Consider the following 26059-nt stretch of genomic DNA (forward strand, 5'->3'; position numbering starts at 1 on the left):
ATTTACTTTCTGAACCCTTAGCGATATTTTTTTTAAGGCAAATTTTATCAATTTGCTGTAAGTTATTTAGAATGGCTCTAAACAAAACATTTCGAACGACTTGAATTTGCTATAAAAGTGCTGATTTTTAAATAAAAAGACCCGATTAGAATCAAAAAAACATACAGCGACATAAAAAGTACTTTTAGCGTTATTTTTATCGATGGTATAGTAATAATTTTGTTGCACTTTATAATGAAGTGAATTTATGGAAAACAATAACGTACCGAAACACCTTTATTTTTATTCAGTTGGTCTGAGTTATAAAAAAGCTGATGCTGAGGTTAGAGGTCAATTTAGTTTGGATGCCGTTGCGAAAACTCGCTTATTGGAACAAGCTAAAAACGATGGAATAGAAAGTTTAATAGTTACTTCAACCTGCAACAGAACCGAGATTTATGGTTTTGCAGAACATCCCTTTCAATTAATAAAATTGATTTGTGATAATAGCAATGGCTCTGTTGACGCTTTTCAAAAGGTTGGTTTTGTTTACAAAAATCAAGAAGCAATCAATCACTTATTTCGTGTAGGAACTGGTTTAGACAGTCAGATCTTAGGCGATTTCGAAATTATATCTCAAATTAAAACCAGTTTTACACATTCAAAATCTTTAGGATTAGCGAATAATTTCATGGAAAGACTGGTGAATGCGGTTATTCAGGCGAGCAAAAGAATTAAAAATGAAACTGAAATAAGCTCTGGCGCAACTTCGGTTTCTTTTGCATCTGTACAATACATTCTTAAAAATGTAGAAGACATTAGCAATAAAAACATTTTGCTTTTTGGAACTGGAAAAATCGGAAGAAATACGTGCGAGAATTTAGTAAAACATACTAAAAACGAGCACATCACTTTAATAAATCGTACTAAAGATAAAGCAGAGAAATTAGCAGGAAAATTAAATTTGATTGTTAAAGATTACTCTGAATTGCATTTAGAACTTCAAAAAGCCGATGTTGTAGTTGTTGCAACAGGCGCGCAAAACCCAACAGTTGACAAAGCGATTTTAAATCTGAAAAAACCTTTATTGATTTTAGATTTGTCTATTCCGAAAAACGTTCATGAAAATGTTGAGGAATTGGAAGGCGTAACTTTAATCCACATGGATTATTTGTCTCAATTGACAGATGAAACTTTGGAAAACAGAAAATTACACATTCCGGCAGCTGAAGCGATCATCGAAGAAATCAAAGAAGAATTTGTAATCTGGATGAAAGGCCGAAAATTTGCTCCAACAATCAACGCTTTAAAAGAAAAACTAAACGCGATCAAAGCATCGGAACTAGATTTTCAAAGCAGAAAAATTGCCGATTTTAATGAAGCTCAAGCTGAAATCATCAGTAACCGAATCATCCAAAAAATCACTACACATTTCGCAAATCATTTAAAAGACGACGACACCATGGTCGATGAAAGCATCGAATGGATCGAAAAAGTCTTCAAAATAAAAGCATCTTAATTTAAACCATATAAGTCATATAAGTCCATTTAAAAACTGTGTTTATTCAAACCGCTTAAATTTACTTATATGACTTATATGGTTCAAAAATAAAAAACAAGTTATGTTCGTTTGATTTACAAGTATGTTTTACCCAAACTGCTTAAATTCAATTATATAACTTATATGGTTCAAAAAACAAAACATGGCTGAAAAAACAATCAGAATAGGAACGCGTGACAGCGAATTAGCACTTTGGCAAGCACATACGGTAGAGAAAAAACTAAACGATTTAGGTTATAAAACTTCAATTGTTGCCGTAAAATCTCAAGGTGATATTATTCTGGATAAACCTCTTTATGAACTCGGCATCACGGGAATTTTCACGAAAACTTTAGACATTGCGATGATCAATGGCGACATTGATATTGCGGTGCATTCGATGAAAGACGTTCCGACGGCTTTGCCAAAAGGTATCGTTCAGGCGGCGGTTTTGGAAAGAGCCAATGTTTTAGATATTTTAGTCCATAAAGGAAATCCTGATTTTACAAATCCAAGCACAATTGCAACTGGAAGCCTGCGTCGTCAGGCACAATGGTTCAATAAATACCCGAATCATACCGTAGTTGATTTACGCGGAAACGTGAACACTCGTATGCAAAAGTTACAAGATAACAACTGGGACGGAGCTGTTTTTGCTGCTGCTGGTTTAGAAAGAATTAATCTGAAACCAGAAAACTTCATCAATTTAGATTGGATGATTCCCGCACCAGCACAAGGCGCAATGCTTGTAGTTGCAATGGAAAATGACAATTATACTTTGGATGCACTTTCTCAGTTAAATCATATCGAAACTGAAATCTGTACATATATTGAGCGTCAGTTTTTAAGAACACTTGAGGGAGGTTGTACCGCGCCAATTGGTTCTTTGGTAACGTATAATGAAGACGAAGATACTTTGCATTTTCAAGGCGTTTTGCTTTCTATTGATGGAAAACAAAAACTGGAAATTGACAAAACAGTCGATATTTCAGAATGGAAAAAATTAGGTTTCCACGCCGCACAAGAGATTTTGAATAATGGAGGTACGGAATTAATGCAGAAAATTAAAGAGTCCTTGAATAAATAATTAGTTTCATGGACAAAGCTTTATTGATAAAGAATATATGTGGATTATTATTGGATGATAAAAAACAAGATTGTGTAGATTTTGCAAATGAAAATTATCCTTTTATGGATAATCTAACTCAAAAGAGACAATATTCTAAATATCAAATGTGTAAAATCTTTTTAAGAGATGGCTTTATTGATCGGTATTCAGGTAATAAATTATTGTTCCCCGGATTGATAAAAATATTAACAATAGAATTTCCTGATATTTTTAAGTATCAAAAAAATTGGAAAAGATCTGAAACACATATAATTTATTGGGATTTATTCCCAACTATCGATCACCATGTTCCGGTAACAAGACTTGGAGAAGATAATGAGAACAACTGGATAACGACTTCTATGATTCGTAATTCAGCCAAAGCAAGTTGGACAATAGAAGAATTAGGATGGGAATTGTTTGAAAAAGGAAAACTTGAGGATTGGGATGGATTAGTAAACTATTTTATAGATTTAACTAACAAAAACCCTGATTACGAAAAAGACAATTATGTCAATCAATGGAAAAAAGCATTGCTAAAGGCATTGAATGAAAAGAAAGAAGAATAAAAAATAATGGCAAAATCAGTTCAAATACTATCTACTAAAATATTATCTCCTCTAAATAAACAAGAGCTGATGAAATATGGCGTCGAATTAATCGAAGCCGATTTCATTAAAACAGAAAACAAACCTTTCGAATTGAAAGACCTCAACGAAAGTTTGATTTTTACGAGTCAGAATGCCGTTCACAGTTTTTTATCTGACCCAAAATCTGAGGAATTAAAAAATAAAAACGTCTATTGCGTTGGACTTAAAACTAAAACGCTTTTAAGCGATAATGGCTTTAACGTTGTGGCTTACACAGGCTACGCTTCAGATTTAGCAGAAATTATTACTTTGATTTACAGCAGCGAGAGTTTTACTTTTTTCAGCGGAAATCTTAGACGAGATACTTTGCCGGAAGCTTTAAAAGAAAACGGAATTAAATTCAATGAAATTGAGGTTTACGAAACGACTTTACATCCTCAAAAAATAAAAGCAAATCCAGAAGCGATTTTATTTTTTAGTCCGTCTGGCGTTAAGAGTTATTTGAAAGACAACACTATAAATAAACAAATTTGTTTTTGCATTGGAGAAACCACTGCGGAAGCTTTATCAAAAATCACCAAAAACATTATCGTCGCAGATCAGCCTACAATCGAGGATGTGATCGAAGATGTAATTCAAGAATATAAATAACAAACGAGATTTCCTGCAAGGTTTTCAAAACCTTGTAGGTATCTATATTAATCAACAACAACACCTACAAGGTTTTGAAAACCTTGCAGGATAAAGAAAATAAGAGATGTTAAAAAACGACCTATTTTTAAAAGCATTAAAAGGAGAAACAGTTCAGCGTCCCCCAGTTTGGATGATGCGTCAAGCGGGAAGATATTTGCCAGAATTTAGAGCACTTCGTGATAAATATGATTTTTTCACACGTTGCGAAACTCCGGAATTAGCTGCTGAAATCACAGTTCAGCCAATTCGCAGAATTGCTCCAGATGCTGCGATTTTATTCTCAGATATTTTGGTTGTGCCACGCGCAATGGGAATTCACGTAGAATTGAAAGACAATTTGGGTCCGATTATTCCAGATCCAATTCGTACGATGGAACAAGTAAATCAAGTTTATGTTCCAGATGTAAATGAAACTTTAGGCTACGTTTTCGACGCTGTAAAATTGACTAAAGAAATGTTGAATGACGAAGTTCCGTTAATTGGTTTCGCGGGTTCGCCTTGGACAATTTTCTGTTATGCTGTTGAAGGAAAAGGTTCTAAAAGTTTTGATACTGCAAAAGGATTCTGCTTTTCAAATCCAGTTGCGGCGCACACTTTATTACAAAAAATCACAGACACCACTATTTTATACTTAAAAGAAAAAGTAAAATCGGGTGTAAATGCTGTTCAGATTTTTGATTCTTGGGGAGGAATGCTTTCTCCTGTTGATTATCAGGAATTTTCATGGAAATATATCAACCAAATCGTTGATGCTTTAGCAGAAATTACACCGGTTATCGTTTTCGGAAAAGGATGTTGGTTTGCGCTTGGCGACATGGGTAAAAGTAAAGCTTCGGCTCTTGGAGTTGACTGGACTTGTTCGGCTAGAAATGCTCGTTATCTTTCTGGTGGAAATATTACTTTACAAGGAAATTTCGATCCGTCGAGATTGTTTTCTCCAATTCCGACGATCAAGAAAATGGTTCACGAAATGATCGACGAGTTCGGAAAAGACAAATATATTGTAAATTTAGGTCACGGAATTTTACCAAATATCCCTGTAGATCACGCAAAAGCGTTTATTGACGCAGTGAAGGAATACGGGAATTAATTTAGTGTTCAGTTTTCAGTCGCAGTTGGCTTTCCTGCAAGGTTTTTAAAACCTTGTAGGTATGTTCGAAAGTTAGATTAAATATGTAGAAGACCTACAAGGTTTTGAAAACCTTGCAGGACGAGAAAATGAATGGGAATATGAAGTTAGAGATTTTAGAGAAGGATTGTTATTATCATATTTATAATCGTGGCATTAATGGCACAACTATTTTTGAAAATGATGCCAACAAACTTTATTTCTTAAAACAACTAGCCAAATATTCAGCTGATAAAATTTCAATTTTTGCCTATTGTTTAATGAATAACCATTTTCACTTGGTTGTTCGGCTAAATACTGAAGAAAAAGAAGTTACTCAAGCATTTTCAAATTTGTTTAATTCTTATGCGAAAGCATTCAATAAACAAATTAAAAGAACTGGAAGTTTATTTGAAAAGCACTTTAAAAGAATAAGACTAAAAGACGAAACTTATTTAAAACAATTGATCGTTTATGTTCATTTGAATCCGAAACATCATTTTGATTTGGATTTTAGAAGTTTCAAATTTTCATCCTACCAGGCTTATTTATCTGATAAGGAAACAAAAATAGAAAGAGATGAAACTTTAGGTTTATTTGGAGATTTTGAAAATTTCATCTTTTGTCATAATCAGAAGAATGATTTTTTAAACGAAACGTATACTTTCGAATAATCTCGTTTCGTCCTGCAAGATTTTCAAAACCTTGTAGGTCTAGATTTTAAAAACGATTTATATACAAAATGTACAATTAATACCTACAAGGTTTTGAAAACCTTGCAGGAGAACGAAAAACAAAAAATGCTCAACAAAGGCTTAAGAGACGAAGAAAAAATTAGAATTGATAACGTACTTAAAACGCTACGAACTCTTATATATGTACCTTATCCTTTAAATGACTTACAAAAATCAGAACTTGAAAACCAGCTCAAAGAATTTGGATTAAACATAGAAAGCCTGGTTGATTATTCTAATGAAGATCTGATAACATTATTAATGCGTGTCCATTTTGATTGGGAACAATTGGAACAGTTTGCTGATATTTTGATGGAACTTTCAAAAGATGAAAATTATAATTTTGAAGATAAAGCTTTGGCAGTCTATCAATATATTCAAGCTGAAAGCAAAGCTTTTTCTTTCGGAATAAATGCTAAAATTTCATCTATTAAAAACAAATAAAATGAGTTTTACAGATTGGAAAATAGACAGAATTGAGAATATTCTTCCTGAAGAATTCTACAGACTTGTTGAGAAGAATAAAACTCACATTGGAAAAACTTTTCCAGTTACACTCGCTAACTCAGATTCTCTAGAAAAAGCACATAATTTTTTATCGCTAAGTAGCGATAAAGAGAAGAACAAAGAAGGTTTTCATTTTTATGCGCGAGACATTCAAACCAATAAATTAATTGGTTATTTATGCGTAAAAACCATCGATTATCGCATTTCTAAATGTGAATTAGGATATTTTACAGATGAAGATTTTCAGGGAAAAGGAATTACTTCAAAAATGGTTGCTGATGCTCTTGATTTTTGTTTCAACGAATTAATGCTGAACAAGGTTTTTATTTGTACTTCAGAAATCAATATCGCAAGTCAGCGAATTGCATTAAAACATAATTTTAAAAAAGAAGGAATTTTAAGGGACGAATTTAGAAATGGAGACGGCACTTTGCAAAACTCTGTTTATTTTGGACTTCTTAAATCAGAATATATAAAATCATGAAAGATAAATTTTACGCCTACATACAACAATTACAAGATAAAATCTGTGCTGGATTAGAAGCTGTTGACGGAACAACAAAATTCCGTGAAGATCTTTGGAAACGTCCTGAAGGCGGTGGCGGAAGAACGCGCGTTATTGAAAACGGTTCTGTTTTCGAAAAAGGCGGTGTCAACATTTCTGCCGTTCACGGAAAATTGCCAGAAACGATGCAAAAAATGTTTGGAGTTGGCGAAGCCGATTTCTTTGCGTGTGGATTAAGTTTGGTGATTCATCCGAAAAACCCGATGGCTCCTACTGTGCACGCCAATTGGCGATACTTCGAAATGTACGACGAAAAAGGAAATGTTATCGAACAATGGTTTGGTGGCGGACAAGATTTAACGCCTTATTATTTGTTTGAAGAAGATGGAAAACATTTTCATCAAACATGTAAAACGGCTTGCGACAAACATAATCCAGAGTTTTATCCAAAATATAAAAAACAATGCGATTCGTATTTCTGGAATGCGCATCGCAATGAAGCTCGTGGACTCGGCGGTTTATTCTTTGATTATTGCAAAGCAAATGAACAAATGTCAATGGAAAATTGGTACGATTTCGTAACCGAAGTTGGAAACAGTTTCCTTGAAGCGTATGTTCCGATTGTGGAAAGAAGAAAAAATCTTTCGTATACTCCAGAACAAAGAACGTGGCAGGAAATCCGTCGTGGTCGTTATGTTGAATTTAATTTGGTTCATGACAAAGGAACTTTATTCGGTTTAAAAACCAACGGAAGAATCGAAAGTATTTTGATGAGTTTGCCTCCGCATGTGCAATGGGTTTATGATCATCATCCGGAAGCGGGAAGCGAAGAAGAAAAATTGATAAACGTATTAGAAAATCCTCGTGAATGGATTTCATAGTTTAAAAATTTATTGAACACATAGAAACATAGATTTAAAGACTTATCTTAGAGCTGAATTTAGAAAATCATAATTTTAAATTATCTAAAAACTATGTTTCTATGCGTTTAAAACTAATTTACGCCATATTCTTCACCAACATTTTGGGGTGTTTTGCACAAAATGATACTTTGCAGAATCCGTATTTTAAATCTTATAGTGATAAAATTACTGCCAGCGTTTATTATTTAGATACTTCCAATAGTTTTGAGATTGCTTCAGATAATCAAGATCCGAAAATATATGTCAATCTAATTCCCAATCGACGAGAACAGATTGGTTTCAACTTAAATTATAAAATTATTGATGTTACGATTGGTTTTGCTCCCAAATTTCTGAGCAGAAACAAGGGCGATTCCAATTCCAAACACTTTAATTTCAACACCCGTTTTTATTATAAAAAATGGATGCAGTCGTTTACCTTCATTAATCAAAAAGGTTTTTATATCAGCAATGAAAACATTACGGCACAATTGCCTCACATGCGAACTACCAAAATCGGCGGATCGACTTCTTATGTTTTCAATGATAAATTCTCCTTTAAAACATTGGTCAGCCAAAACGAATGGCAGACCAAAAGTTCTGGAAGTTTCATTCCCTCCTTCTCTTTTTATTACACCAATCTCGATTTAAACATTCCCGATTCATCTCCTGGAGATATGTATGTATTTACTTTGGCTCCCGCCTATTTTTACAACTTTGTAATCAGTAATCGGGTTTTAATTGGAGCTGGACTTGCTTTAGGAGCAGGAATTAATGATATTGATGGCGAAACCTCAGCTTTATACCAAGCCGATTTCAATTTAAAACTGGCCTACAATAAAGACCGTTTCTTTGGTTTTGCAAGTCTTAATACGGTAAGTTTTGCACAAGATGATAAAGCAGATCCAAGATTGAATGACAATATTGCTACTGTAAAACTTTCTGTTGGCTACCGATTTGATCCTCCAAAAAAAGTAAAGGAAGTCTATGAAAAAGTCAATGAAAAAATAGGTTTGTAAGAAATCTTAACTCGAATTAAAGATAAAGCCGAATTAAAATCCTTAAATTACAGAGATTTATAAAAAACTAAAATTCATTGTTATGAAAAATATAAACAGCGAACAGTTAAATCTCATGCATTCTGGAAAAGGTTTTATCGCAGCATTAGACCAAAGCGGCGGCAGTACACCAAAGGCATTATCGCAATATGGCGTTGAAGAAATTCAGTATTCAAATGAAGAAGAAATGTACACTCTTGTACATGAAATGCGAACTAGAATTATCAAAAGTCCAGCCTTTGACAGTAAATATATTCTCGGAGCTATTTTGTTTGAGAACACAATGGATCGTAAAATCGACGGACAATGGACTGCAGATTTTCTTTGGGAGAAAAAACATATCATTCCTTTTTTGAAAGTTGACAAAGGTCTTGCAGAACTTGCAGATGGAGTTCAGCTGATGAAACCAATTTCTAATCTAAATGAATTATTAGATCGTGCGGTAGAACGCAAGATTTTCGGAACTAAAATGCGTTCCGTTATCAAAGAAGCAAATCAAAAAGGAATTCAGGAAGTTGTAAAACAGCAATTTGAAGTTGGTTTACAGATATTCGAAAAAGGACTTATCCCAATAATAGAGCCTGAAGTTGATATTTATAGTTCGGATAAAGAAAAATCAGAACAGATTTTGAAAGACGAAATCAAAAAACAGCTCAATTCTTTGGATAAAGAAGTAAAAGTGATGCTGAAACTTTCTATTCCGACAGTAAATAATTTTTACAGCGATTTAATGTCAGATCCTCATGTGGTACGTGTTGTAGCGCTTTCGGGCGGATATTCGCGAGAAGATGCTAACCAAAAACTGGCAGAAAACCACGGACTGATTGCGAGTTTTTCAAGAGCTTTATCAGAAGGATTGAGCGCTGGGCAATCTGACGAAGAGTTTAATTCACAGCTTGGCAATTCAATCAAAGAGATTTACGAAGCTTCCATTCAATAAAAAACATAAAAAAATCCCTGAAGTGTTTCAGGGATTTTTGTTTTCAATTATTTAGCAGTCATTTCGTTGGCTAAATCTAAAGTCTGCAAAATGATGTTTTTATCAGACTTGAAAGAGTTTAGTTTAAAAACGAATTTCAATTTATTATCAATTAGCTTTTTAGGCGATTCGATCGAGAAATCTGAGAATTGAGAAGAAATTCTAGTCATTTTATCCAATTCTGAGTCTTTTGCATTTTTACCAAATGTTTTGATTGTTTGCGAAATGTCTAGTTTTCCAGAAATATAGTTTTTGCTCAAATCTTTCTTGGTATTTTTTACAAAAGATCCATTGCCTGCACCAAAATAATCTTTCGTGTTAGAAACAATCACTACATCTTTATCTTTTACAATAAATATATTATCATATTCTTGAGTTCCCACAATTGTATAGAAATTTCCGTTTTGAACTAAGACTTTTTTACGAACGCCCAATTGCAATAATTTATCTCCAAATGTTGGATGCGTAGAGGTAAAAATTACAGAAAACAGCGGAATATTCTTTTTCACTTTTTCTTCTGTTATCTTTTCTTCGTAATTCTCATCATAGCCATATTTTTTAGTCATGACCTCAACTTCTTTCATGTTATATAAAAAAGCGCTTAAATCACCATCGAAAAGCTTTGCTGTTGCTTCTTCATCGACTATTGTCGATATTAAATCTGTAATAAGCGTAATATCTTCTTTTGCAAGTTTTGGGGTCTGAAATAATTCTGTCATCAATGACGGAAAATTTTCAAGGGCTGCTTTTGTATTGGCATGATATGAAATATAACCCAGAGGTTTCTGAGCTGGGAAATAATTAAAGATATTTTTATTGATTTTTCTATTGCTGATTTTGCTCACGACATCGGCAATTTCTGGAGAATATTCTACCACTTCTTCGATTCGGGCATTATCATTATCAAAATAAAAATCAACATTAATTCCTTTTATAAAATTCCCGAAGTTCTTCTGCATTGGCAAGTATTTGTCATAACCTCCAAATAACGAAAGCGGATAATTATACATAGAATACAAACTAGATATCATTCCGCCATAATTTACCCATGACGAAATATCTGCCGAAGCATTTATTTTGACAGAACTCGGCGGTGTAAATCCATTTTCGAATAATGCTTTTATAATTGCTCGCTGTTTCTCTGCTAATTTTCTATCAAACTCCGCTTGTTCTACAGTATATTCTTCATAAGGATTTCCATCATACAAATGATCGCTTTCTGCAGGTTCATCAAATATTATTGGATCCGTATTTTTTGAAGCGGGTTCTTCAATTTTTGGTGGATTTTCAGTCATTGGAACTCCGTAAACTGGTGCATCAACCACCGTTTCTTCATAAGGTTCTGATATTGAAATAGAATCCATTGCTGCTGAAGTTTCTGCAATATCATAAAATTTAGAAGGAAGTCGTTTTGTTAATTCAATAACAACCAAATAATTATCATTCCAAACAAATGATCTTTTTACTCCACTTGGCGTATAAACTTCGTATTTTCCGAAATCTTCAATTGAACCTTTTGTCCCATTCGCTCCCTGCTTTTCAATTAAATATTTTCTAACCGCCTCTTTACTTTTTACTGGAATTGTAACTTGGTAAAAAGGAACAGAATCTAAGAAATTTCCATGAATGGTAATTTTATCATCCAATCTAATAATAGCAGCATATTTGCGAAGATCGAAATCGGGTTTCTTATCGATGTATTTCGTTAAAATCGGATGATTTAAAACCTCATCAATGCTAACTTTTTTAGCAAGCTGGTTTCCGTTAAATTGTACAAAATAGTCGAATTTGTCTGTGTTTTTTTGCCCGAAAGAGAAATACGTGGCGAATAGAAAAATTAAGGTGTAAAAATGCTTCATGATCAAGGCGTTAATTGGATGGTATTATTCATTAATGTCGATTTTTTAAAGACGCTGTACATACTTTGCTTTAAAAAAACCGTCTTTTTATTTGCTGAAATTTTGCTGTTTGCATTATCTACAGCCAAAATGTCTTTATCGAAAGTGTAAATAGAAATAATGCTCGCTTCTTCTAGATCTTTCTTTTTCTTCGGGTCGTTTACTACTTTTTCTGAAATGGGATACGAAGCAATTCTTTCGAAAGTTTTGCCGCTTCCGCTAAAGTGAATCTGATCGCGCTGATTGTTTATCGTATTTACAACGGCATTCAATGCTTTTAGATTCGCGTAATTGAGTTTGATTATAAAAACGTAATTCTGAAAATCGGTTTTGGTAGAAACATTCGAGATTCCGTTAATCTTCAAAGCTTTTTCTTTAAAATCGGAAAGTTTCGCCGTAATTTCCTGTTCGTTCGGAATTTTTACTCCATCAACTTCTTCCAGCCAAATAGCCGATTTGGTTTTAAACCAAGATTTCGAAAAATCAATCATCAAAGTATATTCACCACTTTGATCGTCGTGATGTTTGATTCTTTCTGTAATCTCAAAACAACTCGTTAAGAGCAGACTGCATAATAAAGCGAGAATTTTCTTCATTACACAAATTTAGATGGAATATTCTGAAAAACCATGCATTCATTAAACTCTAATTTAAAACCACAAAAAAATCCAAATTTTTAGATAATATTAACGGATTCTGCAACAAGCTAAACGCCTTATTCTGTTCCTTTTTCTTTAACTTTGCACCGCTTGTAAAAAGCAACACAACTTCAAAAAAAATAAAAAACAACTAGGGTTTTAGAAAAGATTAAATCCAACAGATTAATCTAAAATCTAAAACCTAAAATCTAAAATTATATGTTCCCATTACAAAGAGGCAGAAGATTAAGAGTAAATGAATCAATTCGTTCTTTAGTTCGTGAAACCAGTTTAAGTCCGTCGGATTTTATGTTTCCAATGTTTATTGCTGAAGGCGAAAATGTAAAAGGCGAAATTCCATCAATGCCAGGAATTTTTAGAAGATCAATAGATTTAACGGTTGAAGAAGTAAAAGAACTTTTTGATTTAGGAATTCGCGCAGTTAACATTTATGTAAAAGTTAGCGAAGACCTAAAAGACAATACAGGAAAAGAAGCTTGGAATTCAAACGGATTAATGCAACAAGCTATTCGTGCCATAAAAGTGGCTTGTCCAGAAATGATTGTAATGCCAGATGTAGCTTTAGATCCATATTCAATCTACGGTCATGACGGAATTATAAAAAATGGCGACGTAGAAAACGACAGCACTGTTGATGCTTTAGTAAAAATGGCGGTTTCTCACGCAGAAGCTGGTGCCGATTTTGTTGCGCCAAGCGATATGATGGACGGACGTGTTTTACGCCTTCGCGAAGGTTTGGATGCTGCTGGATTTCAAAATGTTGGAATCATGAGTTATTCTGCTAAATATGCTTCAGCATTTTATGGTCCGTTTAGAGACGCTCTAGATTCTGCTCCAAAAGAAGCTGATGTTGCTGTTCCAAAAGATAAAAAAACGTATCAAATGGATTATGCCAACAGAATTGAAGCCATTAAAGAAGCTTTGTCTGACGTTGAAGAAGGCGCAGATATGGTTATGGTAAAACCAGGGATTGCTTATTTGGATATCGTTCGCGAAATTAAAAATACGGTAAATGTTCCTGTAACCGTTTATCAGGTTTCTGGAGAATATGCCATGATTAAAGCCGCATCTGAAAGAGGTTGGTTAGATCACGATAAGATTATGATGGAACAATTAATGTGCATCAAACGTGCTGGAGCCAATCTTATTTCTACTTATTTTGCTAAAGAAGCGGCAATACTTTTAAAGAAATAAGATGAAAAAGGCCTTATTTTTATCTGCAGTTTTAGCTTTTGCTTCTTGTAAAAAAGAAGGTTCTGAGTCGACAAACGCAGCAACCGAATCTGTTTCTGAAGGAGAATCGGCAAAAGCCAAAAGTCCAGAAGAATTAGGAAAACAGCTTTTTGAAGGTGCTGGAAATTGTTTTGCTTGTCATCAACCAGATCAAAAAGTGGTTGGACCAAGCATTAAAGAAATTGCCAAAATCTACAAAGACAAAAATGGCGATATCGTAACTTTCTTAAAAGGAAATGCAGAACCAATAGTTGATCCGAGTCAGTTTGAAGTTATGAAAACCAATTTTGCAATTACTAAATTCATGTCTGATGAAGAATTGAAAGCAATTGAAACATACATTTACAGTCAGCTGAAATAACCGCACTATGTTCTGTAGGAACATTTCATCGGTAGTAAAAAACAAACATATAGCAAAGGAGCGGTTCCGAAATTCGAAACCGCCCCTTTTTCATTATTAAAAATTAATTACCAGATTTTAACACGTTTTTCTGGTTCAACATACATTTTATCTCCTTTTTTGATATCGAAAGCTTTATAGAAAGCATCAACATTTTGAATTGGCACATAAGCTCTGTACATTCCCGGCGAGTGCGGATCTGTTTTTACCTGACTTTTAATTGCTTCGTCTCTTGTTTTTGTTCTCCAAACGGTAGCCCAAGAAATAAAGAAACGTTGTTCTGGAGTAAATCCGTCAATTAAACCTGGATTTCCATGTTCCTTCAAATACAATTGAAGACCATCATAAGCCGCATTGATTCCGCCTAAATCTCCAATGTTTTCACCTAAAGTAAATTTACCATCAACAAAAATTCCTGGAAGCGGTTCCAAAGCGCTGTATTGTGCAGCAAGTTCTCCTCCAAGAGTTGTAAATTGTTTTAAATCATCAGCTGTCCACCAGTCTACTAAATTTCCTTGAGCGTTGTATCTTGCTCCTGAATCATCAAAACCATGAGAGATTTCATGACCAATTACAGCACCAATTCCGCCATAATTTACAGCTTCATCTGCTTGATAATTGTAGAACGGCGGCTGTAAGATCGCAGCAGGAAATACAATTTCGTTGTACGAAGGATTAAAATAAGCGTTAACCGTTTGCGGAGACATTCCCCATTCTGTTTTATCAACTGGCTTTCCTAATTTGTCTAAACTTTGAGCATATGACCATTTTGATATGCTTTTCATATTCTCAAAATAAGTTCCGCCTTCATTTACATTTTTAAGTGCTAAAGCCGAATAATCTTTCCATTTATCAGGATATCCGATTTTAACCGTCAGTTTATTTAGTTTTTCGATTGCTTTAGATTTTGTTTCTGCAGACATCCAGGGCAACGCATTGATTCTGTTTTCATAAGCCCTCATGACATTCGCAATCATATTCTTTGCTTTGTCTTTCGCTTCAGCAGGAAATAATTTCTCTACATAAAGTTTTCCTAAAGCTTCTCCCGTTGTTCCATTCACAACTTGCAAGGCCACTTCTTCACGCGGACGTTGTTTTAAAGCTCCTGTTAATGTTTTTCCGTAGAAATCAAAATTAGCATTTTCGATATCTGTACTTAAAGAAGATGCTGAACGGTTTATTACAGACCATTTTAAATATTCTTTCCAAGCCTCTACTTTTTTCTCTGTGAAAGTTTTTTCCAAAGCAATCATATAACGCGGCTGTGCAACATTCACCGTATCCAGTTTTGTCATTCCAATTCCTGTGAAATATTTATCCCATTGAATAGACGGCGTATTCTTTTTCAAGTCGGCAATTGCGGTTGGATTGTATTGTTTTCTGCGGTCTCTTCTTTCAACTCGATCCAATCTTGGCGCAGACATTTCAATTTCTAAAGCCACGATCTGCTTTGCGCTTTCTTTTGCTTTCGCTGGAGATTCGCCAATATATTGCAACATTCTAGCAACGTGAACTTCGTATTTTTCACGTTTTTCTTTAGAATCTTTATCATCAGCATTGTAATAATCTTTGTCAGACAATCCTAAAGTTCCCGGACTTAATGTTACCGAATTTTTATTACTGTTTTTAGCGTCGGCACTTACGTAAACTCCAAAAAAGCCAATACCGTTGCCTTGCGCTTGCATTTCGGTAAGAAAGTTTTGCAAATCAGTTACATTTTTAATCGCATCAATCTTTTTTAAAGTCGGCTGAAGCGGTTTTACTCCTAACTTATTTCTGCCAATAGTATCTAAAACCGTATTATACAAAGCAATCGCTTTTCCTTGATCGGTGTTTGATTTGTACTTTGGATTTTTTGAAGCTTCTTTTAAAATAGCCAACGAATTGTCATCTGTTTTCTGACGCAATTCATTAAAGCTTCCCCAAGAAGTTCTGTCGCTTGGGATTTCTGTCTGATCCAGCCAAGTTCCGTTTACATATTGAAAGAAATCCTGACTCGGACTAATTTTTGCATTCATGTACGAGACATTAATGCCTGGTTCTTTTGGCGTATTTTGGGCATTCACGGCAGTTATAGAAAACATTGCAGATAACACACCAAACACTGGTTTAGCTAATTGTTTTTTCATAAAAATTTATGGTTTAATGGAAAATACAAACATATTGTTATTATTTTGAAAATTGTGTTAAAATTGTAACTGTAAACTCTCAAATAAAAAGAAATTTCACAAATACAAATCACAAACCGATTTCATTAGTCATCAAATTGATTCTAAAAGTTACAAAAGGCTGTTAAAAAAATAATTCCGTAAAGCTTTTAAAAACTCCTTTTCGTATTTTTGCGCCAAATTATTTTTATGAAATCGCTTTTATATAAATACCGCAAATTCTTTATTGTTCTAATAGTATTTTCGGTTGTTACAATATCTTTGTTTTACTCGGCTTTAAAACCTAAAAAGACACTTCCAATTTACAATCCAGCCGATGTAAATCCTGAGTTGGTTGACAGTACTGTTCAATATAAAAGCAAATACCACACAATTGCGGATTTTTCATTTGTAAATCAAAACGGCGATACGATTACCCAAAAAAATTACGAAGGAAAAATCTATGTTGCCGATTTCTTCTTTACCACTTGCGGATCGATTTGCCCAAAAATGTCTACCAATTTGGTTGATGTACAGAAAGCAGTTTTAAACAATCCGAAAGTGATGTTGCTTTCCCACACCGTTTTTCCTGAAGTTGATAGTGTTTCTATTTTAAAAGCTTACGCCATAAAATATGGAGTTGTAGACAGCAAATGGAATTTGGTTACTGGCGATAAAAAAGAAATCTACACGATGGCCAGAAAATCATATTTGGCTGTGAAATTGGGAAGACCAGATCAGCTTTATGATATGGTGCATACAGAGAATTTTGTTTTAGTTGACCAAAAACGCCGCGTTAGAGGTTTTTATGATGGAACAAATAAAGAAGATGTAAAACGTCTTTTGGATGACATCGAATTCCTTTCTCAAGAGTAAAATCCCTTATTTTTAGAAAGTTTTAGCATTTGTCCAACGGTTAAATGCCTTTCAATAAATAATAATTGCCTATTTTTGCAATCTAAATTCAATCTAAATAAGCTTGCAAAATACAATACACACTCTGAAAAAAGGCGAAAAAGCCATTATCAAAGATTTTGATATCGATCTTATTCCACTTAAATTATTAGAAATGGGTTGTCTGCCTGGTAGTTTAGTTGAATTGCTGCAGGTTGCTCCTTTTGGTGATCCTTTATATTTAGATATTAATGGTTCTCATGTTGCAATTCGCATTGAAACAGCTCGTGAAATTGAAGTTGAACTTATCAAAACCAATTTGTAATGAGCGTTCAGAATATCAATGTTGCCCTTATCGGAAATCCAAATACCGGAAAAACTTCCGTTTTTAATCAATTAACAGGTCTTAACCAACAAGTCGGGAATTACCCTGGAATTACGGTTGAGAAGAAAATCGGATTCTGCAAATTACCTAATAACATAAAAGCTAATATTCTAGATTTACCTGGAACTTATAGTTTGAATGCAAGTTCGATGGATGAAAGCGTGGTAATCGAGCTTTTATTAAACAAAAACGATAAATTATATCCAGATGTAGCAGTTGTTGTAACAGATGTTGAAAATCTGAAACGAAATCTACTCATCTACACTCAAATAAAAGACCTTGAAATTCCGACGATTTTGGTCATCAACATGTCAGATCGTATGGAACGCAAAGGGATTTCTTTGGATATTCCGTATTTAGAAGACAAACTAAAAACAAAAATTGCTTTAGTCAGTTCAAGAAAAGGTTTAGGAATTGAAGAATTAAAAGAATTGATTGTTTCTTATAAAACGATCCCGCACGAACCATGTTTGAATGCTTCTGTAATTGATCCTGAGTATTTTGAAAAATTGCAAAAAGCTTTTCCAAACCAATTGATGTACAAATTGTGGCTGGTAATTACGCAAGATGTCAATTTCTTGAATTTAGATCGAAATGAAATCAGAAGCACTTTTACCAAATCGCATTCTGAATTAAAACGTTTACAGCAGAAAGAAACCATCAAAAGATATCAGTTTATCAATGATGTTTTAAAAGAAGGTTTGAAAGTTGATGCTTCAATGGCAAAAGACATTCGCGCCAAAATTGACCGCGTTTTAACGCACAAAGTTTTTGGTTACGTTATCTTTTTTGCGATTTTGTTTTTGATTTTCCAATCGATTTTTAGCTGGTCAACCATTCCGATGGATTTCATTGACAGCACTTTTGCTTCTTTAAGCAGTTGGGTTGCAAAAGAACTGCCAAGCGGTATTTTAACCGATTTGCTTTCGCAGGGAATTGTTCCGGGAATTGGTGGAGTTATCATTTTCATTCCACAAATTGCATTCTTATTTTTATTCATTTCGATTTTAGAAGAAAGCGGTTATATGAGCCGTGTCGTATTTTTAATGGATAAAATCATGCGCAAATTTGGGCTTTCAGGAAAAAGTGTTGTGCCTTTGATTTCAGGAACCGCCTGTGCAATTCCGGCAATTATGGCAACAAGAAATATCGAGAACTGGAAAGAACGCCTTATTACGATCTTAGTAACGCCATTCACGACTTGTTCAGCAAGATTACCTGTTTATGCCATTATTATTTCGCTTGTCGTTCCGAGTAAACGTGTTTTTGGATTTTTAAATGTTCAAGGATTAACATTAATGTCACTTTACGTTTTAGGCTTTTTTGCAGCAATTTTATCTGCTTATATTTTGAATAAGGTTTTAAAACTTGATAATAAAACGTATTTCGTAGTCGAAATGCCTAGTTATAAAATGCCACTTCTTAAAAATGTTGGGATTAATGTGGTTGAGAAAACAAAAGCATTTGTTGTTGGAGCTGGAAAAATTATCCTTGCGATTTCGATTATTTTATGGTTTTTGGCTTCTTACGGTCCTGGAAAGGAATTCAATGAAGCAGAAACTATCGTAAAAGAAAGATTTGCGAATACAACTTTGGATGATACGCAGTTTGAAAATGAAGTTAATTCTCAAAAATTAGAGAATTCATATATCGGATTAATGGGGCGTGCGATTGAACCAGCCATTCAGCCTTTGGGTTACGACTGGAAAATCGGAATTGCCTTAATCAGTTCGTTTGCAGCGCGTGAAGTTTTCGTTGGAACTTTAGCGACTATTTACAGCGTTGGAGATGCTGATAACGAATCGACCATAAAAAGCAAAATGCAGGCAGAAGTCCGTCCAGATACTGGCAAGAAAGTATTTGACTTTGCAACTGGAATTTCATTATTGCTCTTTTATGCTTTTGCCATGCAATGCGCCAGTACATTGGCCATTACAAAAAAAGAAACCAATTCATGGAAATGGCCTGCCATGCAGTTAGTTTTCATGAGTGGATTGGCTTATTTTACTGCATTAATCGCTTATCAGCTATTAAAATAAAAAGTTATGTTTCAAGAAATTATAGCCTTCGCCATATTAGGATTAGCAGTTGCTTTCCTTATTAAAAAATTCTTTTTTAAATCTAAAAAGAAAAAAGATTGCGGCAGCGGAACAGATTGCGGATGTTCTTAGTTTTATTTAAAGGAAAAAAGGTGGTAAGGTACATGGGTACAAAGGGGAAAAGCTTCAAATAGAAATTAAAATCTATTTGAAGCTTTTCTTTTTCAAACCTCAGAATGTCTTATTTTGATATTTTTAAAGCCAAAAGTAACCCGTTAGTATATTTTTCTTAAATTACCTTTGCTTTTTAAATTCATCGCAAATGACAAAAGAAGATAAAATAGAAATAGTAAGAGACAATAGAGTTGCTCGCTTGCTTTGGTTTGCAGTAGGTTTTTTCTGTGCTACAATTATTACTTATTTGATAATGAAAAACAATCAATAGTTTTTTGTCTAAAGTTTTAGCATGATAGATTAAAAATGAAATACTTATAAAATTGAGACTAAAAGCCGAAAGTTAGAAAATGTCTTATTCTGATACTTAAAAAACCTCCTGAAACATAATTGTTACGCTTGTTCAAATTACTTTTGAAAATATTCAAAATACATTCAACATGACAAAATTTGAAAAAAGCGAAATCATTAGAGATAATAACGTTACAAGGTTGTTATGGTTTTCAATTGGATTTTTATGCGCTTTTGGAATAATGTGTATTCTAGAATCCAATTTGTAATTGTACCATTACTAATAATTTATAATCGACCTTGAAAACAAAACGGCTCTACATTGGAGCCGTTTTTATTTTATCTCTTAAAGGTTTTAGGCTTTTAAGATGAAAGATTTATACTGCGACCAAATACTAAATTAAAGAAGAGACAAAAAATTCAGATTGAAACTGTAAACTGAGACCGAGACTGAAAACTATTTTAACCCTTCCCACTCGGCATAAAACTGCGAAAGAAATGTTTCCATAAAACGATGTCTTTCCGCTGCGATTTCTTTTCCTTTTTGGGTATTCATTTTGTCTTTTAGCAATAAAAGCTTTTCGTAGAAATGGTTTATCGTTGGAGCATTATTCTTTTTATACTCCTCTTTTGTCATATTGGTTACAGGAGCAATTTCTGGATTATATAAAGCTCGATTCTTAAATCCGCCGTAATTAAAAGCTCTTGCAACACCAATTGCACCGATCGCATCTAAACGATCTGCATCTTGTACAATATCTAATTCGACCGAAGAGAACTTTCTTTCGAAATTTCCGCCTTTATAAGAGATATTTTCAATGATATTGACAACGTGGGTAATTATCTCCTCAGAAGCATTTTGATCCTCTAAAAAAGCTCTTGCAGTTTTGGGTCCAATAGTTTCGTCTCCGTTATGAAATTTACTATCAGCAATATCGTGCAATAAAGCTCCCAATTGTACTACTGTAAGATCGCACTCTGTTTCTTTTGCAATCAAAAGTGCATTTTTAAAAACGCGTTCTATATGAAACCAATCATGTCCGCCTTCGGCATCATTTAATTTTTCTTTAACAAAAGCAATGGTTTTAATAATCAGTTGTGAATCGCTCATACAGAAGTTTTTACGTTTTATAAAAAAAGTTGATTGTTAAAGATTTTAAACCTTCAACAATCAACAAATATATTCTTTTTAAACCTAAAGCAATTTTGTTGCATTAGGCAAAGTTTTTAAATTTCAATTCTATTTTATGTCTTCCTGAGCGAAGTCGAAGGACACAAAGAATGGATTTAGCATGAGATCCTTCGACTTCGCTCAGGAGGACAAGCTTTGGGTAAAATTATTCACTTAAAATTAAATCTAAAATCTACAATCTCGCAGGTTCCACCCATTTAAAGATGTGGCCTTCTGCTGGAATAACTAATCTTTCAGAAATTCTAGCCATACGAGCTGGCAATTTCATTAAATAATCACGTGCTTTTTCAGCCTCGTCTGTAAGGTTTGTTACTTTATCAATTTCCCATTTGTTGATTAATTTCTGCATAATATCAACATAATCGTTTGCTGTGTAAACACCTATACGCTGTGCAGAATCAGAGAACTGTTCAAAAGCTGTACTGATTTTTTGGCCAGATTCTCTCAAGAAGTGAGCCGGCATAACGATTTTTTGTTTCATCATGTATTGAAACGCCAACATCATTTCGCTTGGATCTACTTGGAAAATTCTAGTAACAAATTCGCTATATGCGTGGTGGTGACGCATTTCATCACCTGCTATCATTTTACACATTTTAGAAAGCTTGTTATCTCCAAATTTCTTTGCGATCTGCGCTACTCTATTGTGCGAAACGTAAGTTGCTAATTCCTGAAAACTAGTGTATACAAAATTTTTGTATGGGTCAGTTCCAGTTCCAATATCAAAACCGTCGTTGATTAGGTGCTGTGTAGTCATTTCGATTTCGCGCATGTTTACACGACCTGACAAATACAGATATTTATTTAAAAGATCTCCGTGGCGGTTTTCTTCTCCGGTCCATTGACGGATCCATTTAGACCAACCGTTTCCACCGTTTTCTATCTGGTCAATTCCTTCAACATCCATTAACCAAGACTCATATGTAGGCAAAGCTTCTTCAGTGATTGTGTCACCAACAAGCGTAACCCAGAAATCGTAAGGAAGTTCTTTAGCAATTTCGCGCAATTCTTTTACCTCTTCAAAGAAATTTTCTCCTTCAGAATTCGGTAAAAAATCAGACGGCTGCCAAATTTTTTCCACTGGAATTAAATACTGTTCAACGAAGCTATCAACGTTTTTTTCCAAAAACTGCATTACTTCTAATCTAATGTTTTTTATAGACATTACTTATTATAGATTTGGGTTTTACATTTTAGCTCGGTACTAAAACTTAAACCTGTTTATATTCATTTATTCCTTCTTTAACTGCTTTTTCAGTAATCTCCATCAGCTCTTCAAATTTGTAATCTTTGACAGCCAAAGCTGGATGAGCTGTAAATTTCAGGTGATTTCCTAAACCAACAGGAAAAAAACCAAATTTCACCATTTTCCAAGAATTATTGATACTCACGGGTACAACATACGCAGATGGCGCATATTTGCACAAAATTTTTAAACCGCTTTGCGCAAATTCCTTTGGTACACCCGTTTTACTTCTTGTTCCTTCTGGGAAAATAACGGCAGATCTTGTGTTTTTTTCGATATATTCAGACAAGCCTTTAATAACTGGTATAGCTTGTTTAGGGTCTTTTCGGTCAATAAGCACCGATCCTCCGTATTTCAAATTATAAGAAACACTTGGAATTCCGCTACCTAACTCCTTCTTACTTACAAATTTACAATGAAATCGTCTAAAGTACCAAATCATTGCCACGATATCGTACATACTTTGGTGATTTGCCACAAAAATGATCGGCACGCCTTTCGGAATTGTATCTCTATTTTCAATTGTATATCTCGTTCCCACAAGATTCGTACATCTTAAAAGGAAAAAGTTTAAATAATCAACGCTTTTTTTGTGAGCCTGGTAACCAAATACATTTAAACAAATCCACTGAATTGGGTGAAAAACAACCAAACATAAACCAAATAATAAATAGTAAATTACCGATATAGGATAAGATATAATTTTTTCCATGCTTCAAAAATTAATGCGCAAAAGTAATAAATATATTTTTAGACTTATTAAAATTGAAAACAATAACTCTTTTTATGGTTTAATTGTACCTTTGTACCAAAATTTGCAAATTTTTTCTGAATTAAATGAACTTTACTTACCCTAAAAACGAGCGTTTAAAGAGCAAAACTACAATTGGATCACTATTTTCTGACGGAAAATCGGTGTCTAAATATCCGCTTCGTTTGGTTTACCGTCAAGCGGAAGAAAATTCAGAAGAACAAACCAAAATTGGCGTTTCAGTTTCAAAGAAATACTTCAAAAAAGCTGTTGATCGAAATTACTTCAAAAGAGTTTTGAGAGAAACGTATCGTTTAAACAAACAATTGCTTTTGGACAATCTGGATCAGCCGTATTCGATAATGCTTTTTTATCAAACCAAAGACCGTTTGTCTTACGAAGAAATCAATACCAAAACGATTCAATTGTTTGAGAAATTCACCGCTCAAATCAACAAACCTCTCGATTCTGAAACAAAAACAGAAGCGTAAATTTCAAAACGTAAGATTATTAATCAAATTAGGCAAAAAAATCGTAGTTTTAGCTCTAAATTGAAATTTTATGCGACATATTTTCTTTTTATCATTCTTATTTTTAATTCTTTCTGGATGTAGTAAAGCTGGAAGTGCCAATGAAGAAGCAATTTCTATACAAGCAGTAAAACTTCCTGCAAAAGCAGAAGCTGGCTCTGATCATAAGAATTTTGATCCTGCCGCTCCACCAGCTCCAAAGGTCAAACAACAAATTGAACAAAAGATTATAAAAGAAGCCACTTTACGTTTTGAAACCGATAATTTGGAAAATACTTTCAATCAAATTCAAAAAGCGGTTACAAATAGTAAAGCAAGAATCATTAACGATTCTGAGGGAAAAGATTATGGAACCATTTCTAGAAATCTAACAGTAAAAGTTCCGAGCCAAAATTTTGACCGTTTTATAAATGACGTCTCTAAAGGTGTTTCTTACTTTGAAGTCAAAAATATTTCAGCCGAAGATGTTACAGAACAATACATCGACCTGACTTCTAGATTAAAAACAAAGAAAAAACTCGAAGAACGTTATCTTGAAATTTTGAAGAAAGCCAATAAAGTCAGTGAGATTTTAGAAATTGAAGAACAAATCTCGACAATTCGCGAAGAAATCGAATCGAAAGAAGGTCAATTGAAATATTTAGAAAGTCGCGTTTCTGAAAGCACAATTACCATTGCATTTTATAAAATAATACCTGAAAAAGAAGGTATCAAAATATCTTACGGCTCCAAACTTTGGAATGCCATTGAATCTGGATTCTATACTTTATCCGATTTATTGCTTTCCTTATTAAGCGCTTGGCCATTTGTCATTTTATTTGTTGTATTTGCCTATTTTATTAGAAAAAGATTAAAAAGAAGAAAAAAAGAATAATCATGTATCCGTATTTCAAGAAGAAATTTATTATACCAGTCGCTGCGGCGGGAATGTTGTTTGTTGGAACCAGTTTTAAAGAAGATTTTTTTGAAATTGCCAAACAGATCGAAATTTTTACAACTCTGTTTAAAGCCGTAAACACCAATTATGTTGACGAAACCAATCCAGGAGATTTGATGGATAAAGCAATCAAAAGCATGTTGGGAAGTCTGGATCCGTACACGGTTTACTTCAATGAACAAGATGTTGTCAATTTCAAAATCAATAATACTGGAGAATATACTGGAATTGGTGCTTTGATTTCTAGAAAAAAAGATCGTCTGATTGTTCGCGAACCTTATAAAAACTATCCAGCAGATAAAGCCGGACTTAAAGCGGGAGACGAAATCATTCAAATTGGAGATGTTTTGATCGCCGATTTTAAAGACGACGCTTCGCAATTATTGAAAGGAACAAAAAACACCAAAATCAATATCAAATATCTTCGTCAAGGAAAACCAAACACTACTGTTTTGGTTTTGGATGAAGTAGATATTAAATCGGTTCCTTTTTATGGAAAAATTGATGATAAAACCGGTTATATCGTTTTGGCGCATTTTAGTAGAAAAGCTTCGGCTGAAGTAAAAGAAGCTCTTGAAAAACTAAAAGCAGACGGAGCAACGCAAATTGTTTTGGATTTACGCGGAAATCCTGGAGGTTTATTAAACGAAGCCATTGATATCTGTAATTTATTTGTTCCGAAGAATGAAGTAATTGTGACGACTAAATCACGAATTGAAAAACACAATAACACTTATAAAACGCTGAAAGAACCGATTGATACTGAAATTCCGTTAGCAATTTTAGTAAACGGAAGAAGTGCTTCGGCTTCTGAAATTGTTTCGGGTGCTTTACAAGATTTGGATCGTGCCGTAGTTTTAGGAAGCAGAAGTTTCGGAAAAGGTTTGGTGCAGCGTTCTGTTGATTTAACTTATGGAACTCAATTGAAAGTAACCATTTCAAGATATTACACGCCTTCTGGAAGATGCATTCAGGCTTTGGATTATGCGCATAAAGACAAAAACGGTGTGGCACAAAAAACAGATGCTAAAAATTTCAATGCCTTTAAAACCAGAAAAGGAAGAACGGTTTATGATGGCGGAGGAGTTTTGCCAGATATCGAATTGGAAGAAACCAAAACTAGCGCTATAGCAACCGCTTTAACCAAAAATGACGGAGTTTTTGATTACGCTACGACTTATTATTACAAAAATCCAAATTTGGGCGATAAGATTCCAACTATTTCAGATGCAGATTATGCTGCTTTCAAACAATATTTAAAAACCAACAAAATCACTTTTGATACAGAAACAGAAGTGGCTTTGAAAAATACTTTAGCTGCAGCTAAAAAAGAAAAAATAGACGAGACCATTACTGCCGAATATCAGCAATTGTTGAATGCTTTAGAAAAAAGCGAAACGACTTTACTGGATAAAAACCAAAAAGAAATCAAAAACATGATTTTGGAAGAATTGATTAAAAGATATCAATATCAAGAAGGTTTGTATCAGTACTATCTAAAAAACAATTCAGAAATTAAAAGAGCAGTTAGCGTATTAAATAATCAGACAGAATATAAAACGATTTTAAAAATGTAGTGA

General features: G+C 33.8%; 27 protein-coding genes. 21 read left to right on the forward strand and 6 right to left on the reverse strand.

From position 1 onward, the window contains the following. Positions 1-247: 247 nt before the first annotated feature. The 11 genes from hemA (at position 248) to QLQ96_RS04720 (ending at position 9664) form a co-directional block, all read left to right on the forward strand. Complete coding sequence (gene hemA / locus QLQ96_RS04670; RefSeq protein WP_482495086.1) at positions 248-1498, forward strand: glutamyl-tRNA reductase; 1251 nt, start codon at positions 248-250, stop codon at positions 1496-1498. Between the two features lie 184 nt (positions 1499-1682). Then, the gene (gene hemC, locus QLQ96_RS04675; protein WP_482495088.1) at positions 1683-2606 is read left to right on the forward strand and encodes a hydroxymethylbilane synthase; all 924 of its coding nucleotides are present in this window, start codon (positions 1683-1685) and stop codon (positions 2604-2606) included. An 8-nt stretch (positions 2607-2614) separates the two neighbouring features. Further along, positions 2615-3196 (forward strand): hypothetical protein, encoded by a 582-nt coding sequence (locus QLQ96_RS04680; protein ID WP_482495089.1) that lies wholly within the window; start codon positions 2615-2617, stop codon positions 3194-3196. A 6-nt stretch (positions 3197-3202) separates the two neighbouring features. Then, positions 3203-3868 carry a uroporphyrinogen-III synthase gene (locus QLQ96_RS04685; protein WP_482495091.1) on the forward strand — a complete coding sequence of 222 codons (666 nt, stop codon included), beginning with the start codon at positions 3203-3205 and terminating at the stop codon, positions 3866-3868. 106 nt (positions 3869-3974) lie between these two features. Next, positions 3975-5000, forward strand: coding sequence for a uroporphyrinogen decarboxylase (gene hemE / locus QLQ96_RS04690; protein ID WP_482495093.1), 1026 nt, complete (start codon positions 3975-3977; stop codon positions 4998-5000). A gap of 140 nt (positions 5001-5140) precedes the next feature. Beyond that, positions 5141-5692: a transposase gene (locus QLQ96_RS04695; protein ID WP_482495095.1), complete on the forward strand. Its 552-nt coding sequence runs from the start codon at positions 5141-5143 to the stop codon at positions 5690-5692. A gap of 126 nt (positions 5693-5818) precedes the next feature. Next, positions 5819-6196: a hypothetical protein gene (locus QLQ96_RS04700; RefSeq protein WP_482495096.1), complete on the forward strand. Its 378-nt coding sequence runs from the start codon at positions 5819-5821 to the stop codon at positions 6194-6196. Position 6197: 1 nt separating this feature from the next. Beyond that, positions 6198-6743: a GNAT family N-acetyltransferase gene (locus QLQ96_RS04705; RefSeq protein ID WP_482495097.1), complete on the forward strand. Its 546-nt coding sequence runs from the start codon at positions 6198-6200 to the stop codon at positions 6741-6743. Beyond that, a complete protein-coding gene (hemF, locus tag QLQ96_RS04710; protein WP_482495099.1) occupies positions 6740-7645 on the forward strand; it encodes an oxygen-dependent coproporphyrinogen oxidase in 906 nt (301 codons plus the stop codon). Before QLQ96_RS04705 ends, hemF begins: the two co-directional genes overlap by 4 nt. A 101-nt stretch (positions 7646-7746) precedes the next feature. Then, positions 7747-8685, forward strand: a complete 939-nt coding sequence (locus QLQ96_RS04715; protein ID WP_482495100.1) for a DUF4421 family protein — start codon at positions 7747-7749, stop codon at positions 8683-8685. A gap of 91 nt (positions 8686-8776) precedes the next feature. Next, on the forward strand, positions 8777-9664 hold the full coding sequence (locus QLQ96_RS04720; RefSeq protein ID WP_482496916.1) for a fructose bisphosphate aldolase: 888 nt from the start codon (positions 8777-8779) through the stop codon (positions 9662-9664). Positions 9665-9711: 47 nt separating this feature from the next. Here QLQ96_RS04720 and QLQ96_RS04725 read toward each other — a convergent pair whose 3' ends face one another. Beyond that, the gene (locus QLQ96_RS04725; RefSeq protein ID WP_482495101.1) at positions 9712-11562 is read right to left on the reverse strand and encodes a hypothetical protein; all 1851 of its coding nucleotides are present in this window, start codon (positions 11560-11562) and stop codon (positions 9712-9714) included. A 2-nt stretch (positions 11563-11564) separates the two neighbouring features. Further along, the gene (locus QLQ96_RS04730; protein ID WP_482495102.1) at positions 11565-12197 is read right to left on the reverse strand and encodes a hypothetical protein; all 633 of its coding nucleotides are present in this window, start codon (positions 12195-12197) and stop codon (positions 11565-11567) included. Positions 12198-12458: 261 nt separating this feature from the next. On the opposite strand from QLQ96_RS04730, the gene hemB reads away from it, so the two are divergent. Then, entirely contained in the window at positions 12459-13454 is a 996-nt protein-coding gene (gene hemB / locus QLQ96_RS04735; RefSeq protein ID WP_482495104.1) for a porphobilinogen synthase, read from the forward strand. Between the two features lies 1 nt (position 13455). Next, the gene (locus QLQ96_RS04740; RefSeq protein WP_482495106.1) at positions 13456-13854 is read left to right on the forward strand and encodes a c-type cytochrome; all 399 of its coding nucleotides are present in this window, start codon (positions 13456-13458) and stop codon (positions 13852-13854) included. Positions 13855-13961: 107 nt separating this feature from the next. On the opposite strand, the gene QLQ96_RS04745 is transcribed toward QLQ96_RS04740, so the two are convergent. Further along, positions 13962-16022, reverse strand: coding sequence for a M13 family metallopeptidase (locus tag QLQ96_RS04745; protein WP_482495108.1), 2061 nt, complete (start codon positions 16020-16022; stop codon positions 13962-13964). A 228-nt stretch (positions 16023-16250) separates the two neighbouring features. Here QLQ96_RS04745 and QLQ96_RS04750 point away from each other — a divergent pair, with 228 nt between their 5' ends. From QLQ96_RS04750 to QLQ96_RS04770, 5 genes are all read left to right on the forward strand, one after another. After that, the gene (locus QLQ96_RS04750) at positions 16251-16916 is read left to right on the forward strand and encodes an SCO family protein (protein ID WP_482495109.1); all 666 of its coding nucleotides are present in this window, start codon (positions 16251-16253) and stop codon (positions 16914-16916) included. Between the two features lie 103 nt (positions 16917-17019). Continuing rightward, positions 17020-17259: a FeoA family protein gene (locus tag QLQ96_RS04755; protein WP_008465698.1), complete on the forward strand. Its 240-nt coding sequence runs from the start codon at positions 17020-17022 to the stop codon at positions 17257-17259. Then, positions 17259-19358, forward strand: coding sequence for a ferrous iron transport protein B (gene feoB / locus QLQ96_RS04760; RefSeq protein WP_482495111.1), 2100 nt, complete (start codon positions 17259-17261; stop codon positions 19356-19358). Before QLQ96_RS04755 ends, feoB begins: the two co-directional genes overlap by 1 nt. A gap of 6 nt (positions 19359-19364) precedes the next feature. Then, complete coding sequence (locus tag QLQ96_RS04765; protein WP_286972067.1) at positions 19365-19490, forward strand: FeoB-associated Cys-rich membrane protein; 126 nt, start codon at positions 19365-19367, stop codon at positions 19488-19490. Between the two features lie 190 nt (positions 19491-19680). Then, positions 19681-19803: a hypothetical protein gene (locus QLQ96_RS04770; protein ID WP_482495113.1), complete on the forward strand. Its 123-nt coding sequence runs from the start codon at positions 19681-19683 to the stop codon at positions 19801-19803. A gap of 477 nt (positions 19804-20280) precedes the next feature. Here the strand turns inward: QLQ96_RS04770 and QLQ96_RS04775 are convergent, their stop codons facing one another. The 3 genes from QLQ96_RS04775 to QLQ96_RS04785 form a co-directional block, all read right to left on the reverse strand. Beyond that, positions 20281-20934: an HD domain-containing protein gene (locus QLQ96_RS04775; protein WP_482495114.1), complete on the reverse strand. Its 654-nt coding sequence runs from the start codon at positions 20932-20934 to the stop codon at positions 20281-20283. Positions 20935-21187: 253 nt separating this feature from the next. After that, a complete protein-coding gene (locus tag QLQ96_RS04780) occupies positions 21188-22180 on the reverse strand; it encodes an acyl-ACP desaturase (RefSeq protein ID WP_482495116.1) in 993 nt (330 codons plus the stop codon). A gap of 46 nt (positions 22181-22226) precedes the next feature. Then, positions 22227-22973 carry a lysophospholipid acyltransferase family protein gene (locus QLQ96_RS04785; RefSeq protein ID WP_379701619.1) on the reverse strand — a complete coding sequence of 249 codons (747 nt, stop codon included), beginning with the start codon at positions 22971-22973 and terminating at the stop codon, positions 22227-22229. A 125-nt stretch (positions 22974-23098) separates the two neighbouring features. Here QLQ96_RS04785 and rnpA point away from each other — a divergent pair, with 125 nt between their 5' ends. The 3 genes from rnpA to QLQ96_RS04800 all read left to right on the forward strand — a co-directional run bounded on the left by rnpA (position 23099) and on the right by QLQ96_RS04800 (position 26056). Beyond that, positions 23099-23503 (forward strand): ribonuclease P protein component, encoded by a 405-nt coding sequence (rnpA, locus tag QLQ96_RS04790; RefSeq protein ID WP_482495118.1) that lies wholly within the window; start codon positions 23099-23101, stop codon positions 23501-23503. A 70-nt stretch (positions 23504-23573) separates the two neighbouring features. Beyond that, positions 23574-24416, forward strand: a complete 843-nt coding sequence (locus tag QLQ96_RS04795; RefSeq protein WP_482495120.1) for a DUF4349 domain-containing protein — start codon at positions 23574-23576, stop codon at positions 24414-24416. A gap of 2 nt (positions 24417-24418) precedes the next feature. Continuing rightward, on the forward strand, positions 24419-26056 hold the full coding sequence (locus QLQ96_RS04800; protein WP_482495122.1) for a S41 family peptidase: 1638 nt from the start codon (positions 24419-24421) through the stop codon (positions 26054-26056). The last annotated feature ends 3 nt before the right edge of the window (positions 26057-26059 follow it).

This window comes from Flavobacterium sp. B167r (assembly GCF_056824315.1).